Below are 13,792 nucleotides of genomic sequence, written 5' to 3' on the forward strand. Positions count from 1 at the left end.
TAAAGTCCGTGATTTTGAATTGATTCTATTCTAAAAAATATGAGAAAAATAATTCTGTTTTTAGCCGTAATGTACCAATCTATGGTATTGAGCCAGACTATACTGGCTTCTTATTCGCTGGAATTAAAAAAGATACGGGAAAACGATCAGATCTTAAATTTTGAAAACGCTGTAACGCACGAAGTATTTGTCTTTGTGGCATCACAGGGAAATTTTACGATTTTAAAGTACAACAGCGCCCTTTTTCTAAGAGATCAATTTGCAGGTGCAATGACCTATTATGAAAAAAGATCTTTGCTTGGCTACAGCTTTGGTGAAGACGGAAATCCGACTTTGTATTGGTACTCAGAAGAGCTGAAAGACATTATAATTGTCAAATATTATTTTGAAGACAAAACAGTTAAGGCTTTGAAGTTTAATTTTCCTGCAAAGATTCAGCCTATTGTTACCCAATATCAAAAAGACAATGCATTTAATCTGTTAACCCAACATAAAACAGAGCCAAAACTAATTCTATACGTCTTCAAGAATGGAACTGTGGAAGAAAGGGAACTTGATTTTTCTCCTTTTACCTTCAAAGACCGAAAAACCCAATCCAGAACGTTCAATCAGATTCTTACCGAAAACCCTATTGAAAAAATGGAATCCGGTGAATACAATCCTTTGTTTAAAACCGTTAGTAAAACCAAATTGTATTTATTGCCGCAGCGTCTCATCCTAACTTTGGACCAGAATGTTACCAACACACAATTGTTCGACATTAATTTGACTAGTCTGGACATAAAAGAGAAGAATTTCCTGCAGCCTCCTGCTAAAAAATGGGCCAGATCCTCTAACTCTTTTTATCACGAGAACAAACTATACCAGATCAACACAACAGAAGATGAATTTTTGTTTGACATAAAAGACCTTGAGTCCGAACAAGTATTAAAGAGCATTGTTGTTTCGAAAAATGACACAATACGTTTCAAAAATTCTCCTTTGTTAATCCAAAGAGACATCTATAGTCCGAAAGAATTAAAAAATACGGCTAAATTTCTACAACACCTGGCTACTTTAGACATCGGGTTATCTGTTTTTAAAAACAAAACGAATCTGTTTATCACTTTTGGAGGGATCAATAAACCAAGCTATCAGAGTTTTGATGGGTTTTCTTATCCGGATATTCAAACCAAAACTGTATACTTTGAAAGTATCTGGGATAAAAAATTGGGGTATACCACAGAGCAACAGCAGCCTCTTGCAGCCGATAAAATCAATTTATTTGTAGACAAACATGATGAAGTTTCGTTTCAAAGTATCATAAAGTTTAAAGATTATTTCATTCTGGGTTATTATGATACGGATACCAAAGAATATAAAATGCTTAAATTTACAGACGGCTATAATTGAAACCAAAACGAAGTCTTTAGATGGAACTGATTACACCGGAATTAAAAACAAATAAGCTTCATTTAAATTAGAAGAGGCTGATTTCAATGTATTTAGTCTGAATCTGAATTAATTCCTACAAAAGGCAATCAGGTTCTTAATTGCCTAAAATTATATAACTTTACAAAAAAATCAAGATTATGTTATCAAAAAATATAGAAGCAGCACTGAACAAGCAGATCAGAATTGAAGCCGAGTCTTCACAAACTTACCTTTCAATGGCTTGTTGGGCAGAGGTACACGGATTAGAAGGAATTGCTCAATTTATGTACACACAATCAGATGAGGAACGCGCGCACATGCTTAAACTGATAAAGTATGTAAACGAACGTGGCGGACATGCACAAATTACAGATCTTAAAGAGCCAAAGACAAGTTATTCGACTTTTAAAGAAATGTTTGAAACGCTTTACAACCATGAACTTTTTGTGTCAGAGTCTATTAATGAATTGGTTCATATTACCTTTTCAGAAAAAGATTATGCTACACATAATTTCTTACAATGGTACGTATCGGAACAAATCGAAGAAGAGGCTACAGCGAAGTCAATTTTAGATAAAATTAATTTAATTGGAGACGACAAAGGCGGTCTTTACTTGTTTGACCGTGATATTCAGCAATTAACCGTTACAAGTTCAATAGCTATTAACCCAAAATAAAAAAGTTAAAGTTTATTTAGAACATATAAAAATAACTTTTATTCTTTTATATTTGCCTCGATTTTATAATTGAGAGGTACTGTGAGCAAGAAAGATAAGGTTAAGGACAAGGACAAAAAAAAGGATAAAAAGAAGAAGAAAAATCAGGAAATCCTTGACAAGATTAAAAAACTCGAAAACTGCAAATCCAGCTGTTGTGAGAAATTTAAAAAGAGTGAAAAGAAACGTTGCTCTCGTTGTCCTATGTTTGACTTAATAAAAAAGACAGCTTAAAATATATATGAAAACCCATCAGATTACTGATGGGTTTTTAGTTTAAATCAAAGTCCTTTATTCGTTTAAGAAACATATTATCCAAAGCAATTTTTTTTCGACATATAAGTGATAGTAGCTCCTTTTAGATTTTCCTTTGTGTTCCTCGTGGAATCTTTGTGAACTTCATGGTTAACTTCACCATATAAGTCCTATTAGCTCATTTGAAATCTTTTTCTTTGCGAACCTGGCGAAATCTTTGCGAACTTAGCGGTTGAAATCGCATTCAATCGCATCTAATTTCCACTTTCGTTGAAAAAATAAAAGAACAGTTGTAAATTAGTTCCCTGATTAAATAAATCTTAAGAGTCCGTTGTTTCATTATGAAAAACCAAATTACTATCCCAAAATCCAGTCTTGATTTTTTGCAAGAGCTTAAAGCAAACAATAACAAACCTTGGTTTGATGCAAATAAAACGACTTACCTCAACGAATTAAATCATATCGAAACTTTTGCAGGTGCTTTACTGCAGGAGCTCTCCAAAACCGATGTTTTAGAAACCGCTTCCGGAAAAAAAAGTGTATACCGAATTTATCGCGATATTCGTTTTTCTAAAGACAAAACGCCTTTTAAAAGCTTTTGGGGTGGTAGTTATACCCGTGCCACGAGTGAAAGACGAGGTGGTTATTATTATCATTTGGAACAAGGAAATAGCTTTATCGCCGGTGGTTTTTGGGGACCAAATGCGGCAGACTTAAAACGCGTAAGAAGTGAATTTGCCCACGATCCTGAACCTATGCAAAAGATACTGCATTCAGAATCTTTTATCCGCACATTTGGAACTCTACAAGGCGAACAGCTTAAAACAAAGCCCAAAGGATTTGATATCGATCATGAAGCTATTGACTTACTTCGTTACAAACAGTTTTTACTTATTAAACGATTTACAGATCAGGAAGTATTGAGTCCGCTTTTTTTAGAACAGGCACTGGACACCTTCAAGAACATGAGACCCTTTTTTGATTATATGAGTGAAATATTGACGACTGACATAAATGGCGCTTCAATTTTATAAAAAAATAAACCCGACAGCTTTTAAAAACCCTGTCGGGTTTGATTACGTTGATAAACACTATTTACTTAAAAACAGGATTTCGTTGACCACTACTTCTGTGACGTATTTTTTCTCTCCGTTTTTATCGTCATAACTTCTATGTGTCAGCTTTCCTTCTACCGCAACTTCTTTTCCTTTTACGACATATTTCTCGATAATTTCAGCTGTTTTTCCCCAGGCTGTCACACGATGCCATTCTGTTTGTTCTACTTTTTCTCCCTTTTCATTGGTGTACTTCTCGTTTGTTGCAATGTTTAAATGCGCTAATTTTTTTCCGTTTTCCAATGTTTTAATTTCCGGATCGTTTCCTACGTTCCCGATTAATTGTACTCTGTTTTTCATGGCGTATACTATTTAAATGTTATTATAAGTGAATTCGTACATTAAATTCAACAGGCCAAAGATGCTACAGCTTTCAATAACTATTCGGTAACCAACCATTTACTTTCGGTTGTAATTATTTGTAACCGTTTGCAAATGGAAATATTTTTGTATATTTGAGAAAAGCCCTACGATATGCAAACACAAATCAATAAAGTTGAACTGCGAAATTTGGAATTTGACGATTACAAACAATTGAAGAACTCAATGGTAGAATCGTATCCCGAAATGGCCAATTCATACTGGAGATCTGCCGATATTAAAAAACTACTTTCTATATTTCCTGAAGGTCAATTGATTATTCTGGCCGACGGAGTAGTTGTAGGATCTGCCTTGTCCTTGATCGTCGATGAGACATTGGTCGATAAAAGACACAACTACAACCAAATTCACGGCAATTATACGTTTTCTACTCACAATCCAAACGGTGAAATCCTATATGGTATCGATGTTTTCATCCATCCGCAATACCGCGGTTTGCGTTTAGGCCGTCGTTTGTACGATGCCCGAAAAGAACTTTGCGAGCAACTGAATCTAAAAGCCATTGTTTTTGCAGGACGAATTCCGAATTATGCACAACACGCCAGAAAACTCACTCCAAAAAATTATATCGACAAAGTAAAACACAAAGAATTACATGATCCGGTGCTATCCTTTCAGCTTAGCAATGACTTTCATGTTTTGCGCATCATTAAAAACTATTTAGAAGGCGACGAAGAATCCAAAGAATTTGCCGTGCTTTTAGAATGGAACAATGTTTATTACGATGAGAGTCCGAAACTTATCAATCTCGAAAAAAGCGTTATTCGTTTGGGATTAATTCAATGGCAAATGCGTCAGTTAAACAATGTAGAAGCTTTATTTGAGCAGGCCGAGTTTTTTATTGATGTTGTTTCCGGTTATGGAAGTGATTTTGCGTTATTCCCGGAGCTTTTTATTGCCCCTTTAATGGCCGATTACAATCATTTATCAGAAGCGGAAGCGATTCGGGAATTGGCTCGTTACTCTGACCCGATCCGGAAACGTTTTCAGGAATTTGCCATTTCATACAATATCAATATCATTACCGGTAGCATGCCGTATTTAGATAATGGCAATTTATACAATGTTGGTTTTTTATGCAAACGAGACGGAACATCAGAAATGTATACCAAAATTCACGTGACTCCAAACGAAGTACAACATTGGGGAATGAAGGGCGGATCTCAGTTTAAAACCTTTGATACCGACTGTGGCAAAATTGGAATCCTGATCTGCTATGATGTGGAGTTCCCTGAACTTTCAAGAATTATGGCCAATGAAGGAATGAATATCTTATTCGTTCCCTTCCTCACAGACACACAAAATGCTTATACCCGTGTAAAACATTGTTCGCAAGCAAGGGCTATAGAAAATGAATGTTATGTTGCAATTGCAGGTTGTGTAGGTAACTTACCAAAAGTGAACAATATGGATATTCAATATGCGCAAGCTTCTGTATTTACCCCCTCTGATTTTGCTTTTCCAAGTAATGGAATAAAAGCCGAAGCAACTCCAAATACAGAGATGACCTTAATTGTAGATGTTGATTTGAATTTACTAAAACAACTCCATGAGCACGGAAGTGTCCGAATCTTAAAAGACCGAAGAAATGATTTATATGAAATTAAAAAGTTGGATCCATGAAGACATGCCTCGAATGCTCCGAAAAGATTGTAGGCCGTGAAGACAAGAAATTTTGTTCAGATAGTTGCCGAAATGCCTACAACAACAAGATCAATAAGGACACCACTAATTTCATGCGAAATATAAACAATAAGCTACGCAAAAATTACCGTATTTTGTCCGAGTTAAACACAGAAGGAAAATCAAAAGCAAGAAAAGATAAAATGTTGAACAAAGGCTTTGATTTTGATTTTTTTACTAATATTTTGCAGACCAAAACGGGGAACACTTATTATTTTCTATACGACCAGGGATATCGCTCTTTGGACAATGATTATTATATGCTCGTGAAAAAAGAAATTTAGTATATTCAACATGAAAAAAAATCCTACTTCGATACTAGCCTTTCTATGCGTTATAGCCATTCTGGCCATTATATACGCCACAATGATGCCCCAATGGGTTTCTAAAAATGAAGAAGCTCTTGCCGAATTCTCGACCGAACGCGCACTAAATCAAGTTAAAATCATAGCCCAAAAACCCCATTATGTAGGCTCGACAAATCATGAATTAGTAGCCAATTATCTTAAACTTGAGCTCAACCGAATCGGTTTGGAAACGTCAGTTCAGGAAGGATTCACCCTTAACGATAAAGGTCTTCTCGTAAAATCTAAGAATATTCTTGCCCGCATAAAAGGAACAAACAATTCAAAAGCACTTTTATTGCTTTCTCACTATGACAGCGCACCGCATTCTTTCTCTAAAGGAGCCAGCGATGATGCCTCGGGAGTTGCCACTATTCTTGAAGGTGTTCGTGCCTTTTTATATGCTAAAAAACCGCACAAAAACGATATTATTATTCTCTTTTCAGATGCCGAAGAATTAGGACTAAATGGCGCCGCTCTTTTCGTAAATCAACATCCTTGGGCAAAAGAGGTGGGCTTAGTTTTAAATTTTGAAGCCAGAGGCTCTTCAGGTCCAAGTTATATGTTAATGGAAACCAATAAAGGAAATGAAACATTGGTGAAAGAATTTTCAAACGCAAAAACAAAATTCCCGGTTTCTAATTCACTTATGTACAGCATTTACAAAATGCTTCCAAACGACACCGATCTAACCGTTTTTAGAGAACAAGGAAACATACAGGGATTTAACTTTGCTTTTATCGATGGTCATTTTAACTACCACACCCAACAGGATGACATTCAGCATTTAAGCAAAAATACGCTGGCGCATCAGGGAACGTATTTAATGCCTTTGTTAGACTATTTTTCAAATATTGATCTAAATGCAACAACTGCAACGGAAGACAATGTTTATTTTACGGTTCCTTTTGGCTTTTTTATTAGCTATCCATTTTCATGGGTTGGTCCAATGACTTTCATCGCTTTAGGTTTATTAATTCTTTTTATTTTTATTGGAAAAGCAAAACGTGTCATCACCTTTAGAGAAATCTTCAGAGGATTTGTTCCGTTATTTGGTTCTATAATAATCTCCGGATTGGTTACTTTTTTAGGCTGGAAAATACTTTTACAAATCTACCCGCAATACAATGACCTATTAAATGGATTTACCTACAATGGACATGCCTATATCGGCGCTTTTGTAACACTAAGTATCGCCATTTGTTTTGCTTTCTACCATCATTTTTCGGAGGCAAAAACTACAATGAACCATTTTGTAGCACCGCTTTTACTTTGGATAATCATCAATGCTCTTCTAGCCAATAGTCTGACAGGAGCCGGTTTTCTAATTATCCCGGTTTACTTTGGAGTGTTTTTATTTGGAATTTTTGTAATCACACAACATTACAGTTTAGGTATAAATTTATTATTCAGTATCCCCGCATTAGCCATTATTGCTCCTTTTATAATAATGTTCCCTGTTGGTCTGGGATTAAAAATACTTTTTGTAAGCGCTATACTGACCGTATTGTTATTCGGGCTTTTGCTACCGCTATTTGGTGCATTTTTCAAAAAAGGAGTTTGGACGATATTATTTTTTGTGCTGTCGATCGGCTTTTTCACTTACGCTGGTATCAACTCGGGTTATGAACACGGAAAAGCAAAATCAAATAGTTTATTGTATGTTTATAATGCGAACACCAACTCAGCCCTTTGGACTACTTACGACACCAACTTAGACGATTGGACCAAAACATATCTGGGACAAACCGATCATAAAGCAGTAGGCTTAAATACACTACCTATTACCAGCAAATATGGTTCTGGTTTTACTTATAGTGCGATTGCACCAATTGTTACAGTTCCAAAACCAACTATTGCATTCTTAAAAGACAGTGTTGTTGGAAACAACAGGTACTTAAAAATAAAAATTACACCTAATAGGAAAGTAAATCGTTACGATATTTATGCCAATACCAAAATGACGTTTTTTAACTTTAAAGCAAATGGCGTTTCGACTTCCGGACAAAAAGGAAATCGTTTAGAACGCGATGATGTTAAGGTATTGTGTTATTATGTTGTAGGCAACGAACCTCTTGTTTTGGAATTCTACATCAACAAATTAACTGTTTTTGATATGGATTTGATTGAAAGTTCATTTGATTTAATGACCAATCCGTTATTAAACATCAAACCAAGAAGTGACTGGATGATGCCAACCCCTTTTGTTCTGAATGATGCCGTATTGGTGCAACAGAAAATAAAAAGAGAAACAGCTCCAGTAAATGTTCCTGTTGCCGCAACTCCAATAAAAGACAGTACAAGTGTTTCAAAAGACAGTTTAAAATCTATTGTTCAACCAAAATAAACACGAAGTTTTATGGCGACAAACATTTCAACAATAGTCTTTAACGCTCCAATAGAAAAAGTTTGGGCTGCTTTAACACAGCCTGTTCTCGTAAAACAATGGCAATACGAAAGTGATTTAATCACAGACTGGAAAATAGGTAGCGAAATTCGATTTAGAAATGAATGGGACGGACACGTTTTTCAGCAATGGGGAACTATTCTGGAGTTAGTTCACCATAAAAAAATCAAGTATTCCCTGTTTTTTCCTAGACCTGGATTAGAAGACAAACCTGAAAACTATTTCCTTATGACCTATCTTTTAACTCAAGAAGATCAGAAGGTAAAACTCGAAATTATTCAGGAAGATAAGCGAGAGGGAGCCGTCCAAGAAGAACCTCAAGGTGAAGAAAGTCCAATTCTGCAAAGTCTAAAAGCAGTAGTCGAATCATAAACGATATTTTAAAAATGCAAAAGGGCAGATTTCAATTCGAAAATCTGCCCTTTTTCTTTAGCAGGCACACTCTATTTTCAATCCTGCTTTTACTCCATTGTTTCCTTCGGTGGCATATCCGTCAAATTTCCACCATTCGATACCGCCGATTAATTCTTTTACCTTGAACCCTAATTTTGCCATATTTAAAGCTCCTTTAGTCGATGCATTACAACCAATACCATCACAATAGGTTACGTACAACACTTCTTTATCCAGCTCTTTAGTGCTTTCGATCGTCATTTCACGATGCGGAATATTAATCGCTGTGGGAATGTGTTCTGCTTCAAAACCAAATGTTTTTCTGGCATCAATTACAACTACTTTTTCACCGCTATTCAAAGCTTCAAATAAATCAGACGGATCCATTTCGTAAGTCAGTTTGTCTTCATAATGTTTAATTTGTGCTTCCATTTTAAATATAGTTTTAGTGATTATTTTTCCAAAAGTACTCGAACATCAAACACCATAAAAACGAAAAGAATTCATCTACTTGATTACTATTTTTCATGAAAAAGGCATCATAAAATTTTGTTCCTTTACCTATAAATTCTCTAAAAATGGAAATACGTCATTTAAGACTGATAAAAGCGATTGTTGAAGAAGGAAGCATTACCAAAGCAATCGACAAACTTCACCTGACACAATCAGCTCTGAGCCATCAACTTAAAGAAGCCGAGTATCAATTGGGTACTCCTGTTTTTTCGAGAATCAATAAAAAACTGGTTCTGACCAAGGCCGGTGAAAAAATGTATCAGATTGCCAATGAAATTCTCGACAAGCTTTCGCAAACGGAGACTCAAATCAAACAAATGGTTTTTGGTGAATACGGTGAAATCCGCATTAGCACCGAGTGTTTTTCGAGTTACCACTGGTTGCCTTCCGTCCTAAAACAATTCCATCTTTTATATCCGAACGTTGAGCTAAAAATTGTCACAGAAGCAACCCACATACCACTACAAAAGTTATTGGAAAACACCATTGATATTGCCATAGTAAGCGATCAGATAAAAGACAATAACATTAAATACATGGAGCTTTTTCAGGACGAAGTTGTCATGGCAGTTTCTGAAAACCATCCTTGGGCCAACAAAAAATATGTTGTTGCCGAAGATTTTGTAAACGAACATTTGCTGATTCACTCCCTTCCGATGGAAACGGTTACCATACATCAATTTATTCTGGGCCCCGCCAAAGTCGTCCCAAAGAAAATCACTCCTTTACCTCTGACAGAAGCTTCCTTAGAAATGGTCAAAGCCGATATGGGGGTTATGTCTATGGCAAAATGGGCGTTATTGCCACATTTAAAAACGAGTCCGATCAAGGCCGTTAAAATTGGCAAAAACGGTTTAAAAAGAAAACACTTTATCGCGATTCGAGAAAAGGAATTGTATCCGGACTATTTTCATCATTTTATTACCTTTTTACAAACCGAAATCAATCTTCAATGGAATATTCAATAAGAAACTGCGAACTTGCAGACTTACCCAAATTAGTCCTTTTATGCCAAAAACATGCCGCTTTCGAGAAAGCTGATTTTTCAATTGCCGGAAAAGAAGAAGCCTTAAAAAAAGCATTATTTAGCGAAAAACAGAGACTAAACTGTTTAGTAGTAGCAACTACTGATACCATCGTGGGTTACGCTTCTTATACCTTTGACTATTCGACCTGGGATGCTGCCGATTTTATGTACATGGACTGTTTGTTTCTGGAAGAAGAAGTACGAAGTTTTGGAATTGGGGAACTCCTGATCGACAGACTTAAGCTAATTGCCGCTGAAAAAGAATGTGCCAATATACAATGGCAAACACCACAATTTAACGAAAGAGCAATCAAATTCTACAACAGAATTGGCGCGAAAGGAAAAGACAAAGTCCGTTTTACATTACCTTTATAGGCGAATAAAAATTACAAATGACACAAATTAGTATTTTAGGCTGTGGTTGGCTGGGTTTGCCTTTGGCGAAGCAATTAATCGCAAAAGGAAATCGGATAAACGGATCGACGACTACTGACAGCAAACTTTCAATTCTGCAAAATACCGGAATAAATGCGTTTTTAGTTTCGATTGAAGAGGATCAAATTTCAGAAACAATAATTCCGTTTTTGGACAAAAGTGATGTTCTAATTATTGACATTCCACCTAAACTACGAGCAGAAAATCAGGATTCTGAAAAGAAAGTTTTTGTAGAAAAAATAAAAAATCTGATTCCGTTTATTGAAAAAGCAGGCGTAAAAAAAGTACTTTTTGTGAGCTCAACTTCTGTTTACGGAAATGAAAACAGCACTATTACCGAAGAAACAAATCCAAATCCGGATACCGAAAGCGGGAAACAATTGCTTTTAGCAGAAGCAGTTTTACAAAACAATCCCAATTTTGAGACTACGATTCTGCGTTTCGGAGGACTAATTGGCGAAGATCGCCAGCCTGTAAAGTTTCTTTCAGGAAAAGAAAACCTGGCAAATCCGGATGCTCCTGTCAATCTGATTCATCAAAAGGATTGTATTGGAATCATTGAAGAAATAATTACCCTCGCCAAATGGAACGAAGTTTTCAATGCTGCTGCTCCCTTCCATCCTACCCGTGAGGAATATTACACACAAAAAGCGATTGATTTAAACTTAGCTTTACCAAAATTCAGCTCCGAAAAATCAAATAGCCGGAAAACCATTTCAAGTAAAAAAATTGAAACTTTATTAAATTATAGCTTTAAGCTGGAAAATTATTAGCGGCGTTTTTTTTAAACCATATAAGTGATGTAAGTTCATTTAAACTTTGCGCTTAATTCTCTGAACGCAACACCATTATTTTATGAAGTTATATCGCTTATATGGTCAAACTATTTCTGTTTAAAGTAAGTACATTTAACCTTTGTGTTTGATTCTCTAAAGACAACAGCATTATATGGACTTACATCACTTATATAGTTTAAATATCTATGTCTAAAACAAGTACACTTAAACTTTGTGTTCAATTCTCTAAAGGCAACAGTATTAAATGAACTTACATCACTTATATGGTTTAAATATCTATGTCTAAAACAAGTACACTTAAACTTTGTGTTCAATTCTCTAAAGACAACAGCATTATATGAACTTACATCACTTATATGGCTTAAATATCTATGTTTAAAACAAGTACACTTAAACTTTGTGTTCAATTCTCTAAAGACAACAGCATTATATGAACTTACATCACTTATATGGTTTAAATATCTATGTCTAAAACAAGTACACTTAAACTTTGTGTTCAATTCTCTAAAGGCAACAGTATTAAATGGACTTACATCACTTATATGGTTTAAATAGTTATGTTTAATAAAAAAACTTTGCGAACTTTGTGAAAGACCAGCCAAAAGAAACATGGAACAAACAGCATACATACAATCTCCTCTCGGGATCACAACGATTGTTGGTGATGAAGACGGCATCTCGGTTATTTCGGTAACAAAAGAGGGACAGGTTTCTGTTGAAATACCTGAAGTACTTCAAGAGGCTGTTGTGCAATTACAGGAATATTTTGAAGGCAAAAGAATTGATTTCACTTTAAAACTAAACCCAAAGGGAACTGAATTTCAGCAAAAAGTCTGGAAATCACTGCTCGAGATTCCCTATGGAAAAACTGTAAGTTATATGGACCAGACCAAAAAACTGGGCGATGTAAAAGCGATTCGCGCGGTTGCATCGGCAAATGGCAAAAACCCGCTTTGGATTGTAGTGCCCTGTCACCGTGTTATCGGTACAGATGGATCTCTTACCGGTTACGCCGGAGAAATCTGGCGCAAAAAGTGGCTTTTAGAACATGAGAATCCTGTTAAACAGCAAAGTTTATTCTAATTACTTGCCAAAATAGTAAGAATTTTACGCATATTTGTAAGCTAAATCAACTTGCAAAAGTCTAATGCTCTAAGAAGTCTCAAAAGAAATGATTGAAAAAATAAACCTTAACAACATTTTGTTTCTGGATATAGAAACCGTTCCGGAAGAGGAACACTTTACTTCTCTGGATGCTGAAATGCAATCTTTGTGGGATCACAAAACCCAGTATCAGCGAAAAGACGATTTCTCTCCTGAAGAATTTTACGATCGTGCCGGTATTTGGGCAGAGTTTGGTAAAATCGTTTGTATTTCGGTGGGTTATTTTATCATCAAAGGCGACATTCGAAATTTTAGAGTGACTTCCTTTTTTGGAGAAGAAAAGAAAATACTCCACGACTTCAATAACCTGCTGAACAATCATTTCAACGGACCGCAGCATATTTTGTGCGGACATAACGCCAAAGAGTTTGATATTCCGTTTATTGCACGACGCATGATTATCAATCAGATTGCGATTCCAAACAAACTTAACTTATTCGGCAAAAAACCTTGGGAAATTGCCCATCTCGATACCTTGGAGTTATGGAAATTTGGCGATTATAAACATTTTACGTCTCTAAAATTACTGACCAAAATTCTTGGCATTCCATCACCAAAAGGCGATATCGACGGAAGTCAGGTTGCTCATGTTTTTTATGTAGAGAAAGATATTGACCGTATTGTAACCTATTGCGAAAAGGACACAATAGCCGTTGCACAGATTTTTCTGCGTTTGCGTAGGGAAGATTTATTGATTGAAGATGAGATTATTCATGTATAGTTTTTTTGAAGAGGCAAAGTTGCTGAGATGCAAAGTTACAAAGGTTAAAGATTAGCAATAAAAACTGTGTGACTTCACGAGATAAATCAACACAATTAGATTTCACGCAGATTTGGCAGATTAAGCAGATTTAAATGAACTTACATCACTTATATGGTTTAAATAGGGCACATGGGGAAATAACACTTTTAATTTTTTTTAATAATTTGCAAAGATTCAGAACAACAAAACTAAAAACTTTGCGCCTCTGCGACTTCGCGAGATAAATCAACACAATTAGATTTCACGCAGATTTGGCAGATTAAGCAGATTTAAATGAACTTACATCGCTTACATGTTTTAAATAGGGCACATGGGGAATAACACTTTTAAGTTTTCTTACTAAATTGCAAAGATTCAGAGTAACAAAACTAAAAACTTTGCACCTC

14 protein-coding genes are annotated in these 13,792 nt (G+C 35.6%); 12 read left to right on the forward strand and 2 right to left on the reverse strand.

Annotated elements, in window-relative coordinates:
- Positions 1-39: 39 nt before the first annotated feature.
- The 3 genes from LNP23_RS04060 to LNP23_RS04070 all read left to right on the forward strand — a co-directional run bounded on the left by LNP23_RS04060 (position 40) and on the right by LNP23_RS04070 (position 3,418).
- On the forward strand, positions 40-1,392 hold the full coding sequence (locus LNP23_RS04060) for a hypothetical protein (RefSeq protein WP_230003911.1): 1,353 nt from the start codon (positions 40-42) through the stop codon (positions 1,390-1,392).
- Between the two features lie 179 nt (positions 1,393-1,571).
- Positions 1,572-2,090 carry a ferritin gene (locus LNP23_RS04065; protein WP_047776987.1) on the forward strand — a complete coding sequence of 173 codons (519 nt, stop codon included), beginning with the start codon at positions 1,572-1,574 and terminating at the stop codon, positions 2,088-2,090.
- Between the two features lie 635 nt (positions 2,091-2,725).
- Positions 2,726-3,418, forward strand: a complete 693-nt coding sequence (locus LNP23_RS04070; protein WP_047776986.1) for a DUF2461 domain-containing protein — start codon at positions 2,726-2,728, stop codon at positions 3,416-3,418.
- Positions 3,419-3,475: 57 nt separating this feature from the next.
- Here the strand turns inward: LNP23_RS04070 and LNP23_RS04075 are convergent, their stop codons facing one another.
- The gene (locus tag LNP23_RS04075) at positions 3,476-3,799 is read right to left on the reverse strand and encodes a single-stranded DNA-binding protein (protein WP_047776984.1); all 324 of its coding nucleotides are present in this window, start codon (positions 3,797-3,799) and stop codon (positions 3,476-3,478) included.
- A gap of 174 nt (positions 3,800-3,973) precedes the next feature.
- On the opposite strand from LNP23_RS04075, the gene LNP23_RS04080 reads away from it, so the two are divergent.
- From LNP23_RS04080 to LNP23_RS04095, 4 genes are read left to right on the forward strand one after another with little or no spacing between them, the layout of a single operon-like run.
- A complete protein-coding gene (locus LNP23_RS04080; RefSeq protein WP_230003913.1) occupies positions 3,974-5,503 on the forward strand; it encodes a carbon-nitrogen hydrolase family protein in 1,530 nt (509 codons plus the stop codon).
- Positions 5,500-5,847 (forward strand): hypothetical protein, encoded by a 348-nt coding sequence (locus LNP23_RS04085; RefSeq protein ID WP_047776981.1) that lies wholly within the window; start codon positions 5,500-5,502, stop codon positions 5,845-5,847. The genes LNP23_RS04080 and LNP23_RS04085 overlap by 4 nt, the downstream gene beginning before the upstream one ends.
- A gap of 10 nt (positions 5,848-5,857) precedes the next feature.
- Complete coding sequence (locus tag LNP23_RS04090; RefSeq protein WP_230003915.1) at positions 5,858-8,254, forward strand: M28 family peptidase; 2,397 nt, start codon at positions 5,858-5,860, stop codon at positions 8,252-8,254.
- A 12-nt stretch (positions 8,255-8,266) separates the two neighbouring features.
- Positions 8,267-8,686 (forward strand): SRPBCC family protein, encoded by a 420-nt coding sequence (locus LNP23_RS04095; protein WP_230003917.1) that lies wholly within the window; start codon positions 8,267-8,269, stop codon positions 8,684-8,686.
- A gap of 57 nt (positions 8,687-8,743) precedes the next feature.
- Here LNP23_RS04095 and LNP23_RS04100 read toward each other — a convergent pair whose 3' ends face one another.
- Positions 8,744-9,139, reverse strand: a complete 396-nt coding sequence (locus tag LNP23_RS04100) for a rhodanese-like domain-containing protein (RefSeq protein WP_230003919.1) — start codon at positions 9,137-9,139, stop codon at positions 8,744-8,746.
- Between the two features lie 146 nt (positions 9,140-9,285).
- Between LNP23_RS04100 and LNP23_RS04105 the strand changes: the two genes are divergently transcribed.
- The 5 genes from LNP23_RS04105 to LNP23_RS04125 all read left to right on the forward strand — a co-directional run bounded on the left by LNP23_RS04105 (position 9,286) and on the right by LNP23_RS04125 (position 13,364).
- A complete protein-coding gene (locus LNP23_RS04105; protein WP_230003921.1) occupies positions 9,286-10,188 on the forward strand; it encodes a LysR family transcriptional regulator in 903 nt (300 codons plus the stop codon).
- Positions 10,173-10,622 (forward strand): GNAT family N-acetyltransferase, encoded by a 450-nt coding sequence (locus tag LNP23_RS04110; protein WP_230003923.1) that lies wholly within the window; start codon positions 10,173-10,175, stop codon positions 10,620-10,622. Before LNP23_RS04105 ends, LNP23_RS04110 begins: the two co-directional genes overlap by 16 nt.
- 17 nt (positions 10,623-10,639) lie before the next feature.
- The gene (locus LNP23_RS04115) at positions 10,640-11,455 is read left to right on the forward strand and encodes an SDR family oxidoreductase (RefSeq protein WP_230003925.1); all 816 of its coding nucleotides are present in this window, start codon (positions 10,640-10,642) and stop codon (positions 11,453-11,455) included.
- A 633-nt stretch (positions 11,456-12,088) separates the two neighbouring features.
- Positions 12,089-12,562, forward strand: coding sequence for a methylated-DNA--[protein]-cysteine S-methyltransferase (locus tag LNP23_RS04120; protein WP_230003926.1), 474 nt, complete (start codon positions 12,089-12,091; stop codon positions 12,560-12,562).
- A gap of 88 nt (positions 12,563-12,650) precedes the next feature.
- On the forward strand, positions 12,651-13,364 hold the full coding sequence (locus LNP23_RS04125; RefSeq protein ID WP_047776965.1) for a 3'-5' exonuclease: 714 nt from the start codon (positions 12,651-12,653) through the stop codon (positions 13,362-13,364).
- The last annotated feature ends 428 nt before the right edge of the window (positions 13,365-13,792 follow it).

This window comes from Flavobacterium cupriresistens (genome assembly GCF_020911925.1).
Taxonomy (GTDB): Bacteria; Bacteroidota; Bacteroidia; order Flavobacteriales; family Flavobacteriaceae; genus Flavobacterium; species Flavobacterium cupriresistens.

Coding starts and splice junctions, on each gene's coding strand:
- LNP23_RS04100 (WP_230003919.1), bottom strand. CDS start 9,139: ATGGAAGCACAAATTAAACATTATGAAGACAAACTGACTTACGAAATG.
- LNP23_RS04110 (WP_230003923.1), top strand. CDS start 10,173: ATGGAATATTCAATAAGAAACTGCGAACTTGCAGACTTACCCAAATTA.
- LNP23_RS04125 (WP_047776965.1), top strand. CDS start 12,651: ATGATTGAAAAAATAAACCTTAACAACATTTTGTTTCTGGATATAGAA.
- LNP23_RS04105 (WP_230003921.1), top strand. CDS start 9,286: ATGGAAATACGTCATTTAAGACTGATAAAAGCGATTGTTGAAGAAGGA.
- LNP23_RS04095 (WP_230003917.1), top strand. CDS start 8,267: ATGGCGACAAACATTTCAACAATAGTCTTTAACGCTCCAATAGAAAAA.
- LNP23_RS04115 (WP_230003925.1), top strand. CDS start 10,640: ATGACACAAATTAGTATTTTAGGCTGTGGTTGGCTGGGTTTGCCTTTG.
- LNP23_RS04085 (WP_047776981.1), top strand. CDS start 5,500: ATGAAGACATGCCTCGAATGCTCCGAAAAGATTGTAGGCCGTGAAGAC.
- LNP23_RS04075 (WP_047776984.1), bottom strand. CDS start 3,799: ATGAAAAACAGAGTACAATTAATCGGGAACGTAGGAAACGATCCGGAA.
- LNP23_RS04060 (WP_230003911.1), top strand. CDS start 40: ATGAGAAAAATAATTCTGTTTTTAGCCGTAATGTACCAATCTATGGTA.
- LNP23_RS04090 (WP_230003915.1), top strand. CDS start 5,858: ATGAAAAAAAATCCTACTTCGATACTAGCCTTTCTATGCGTTATAGCC.
- LNP23_RS04120 (WP_230003926.1), top strand. CDS start 12,089: ATGGAACAAACAGCATACATACAATCTCCTCTCGGGATCACAACGATT.
- LNP23_RS04070 (WP_047776986.1), top strand. CDS start 2,726: ATGAAAAACCAAATTACTATCCCAAAATCCAGTCTTGATTTTTTGCAA.
- LNP23_RS04080 (WP_230003913.1), top strand. CDS start 3,974: ATGCAAACACAAATCAATAAAGTTGAACTGCGAAATTTGGAATTTGAC.
- LNP23_RS04065 (WP_047776987.1), top strand. CDS start 1,572: ATGTTATCAAAAAATATAGAAGCAGCACTGAACAAGCAGATCAGAATT.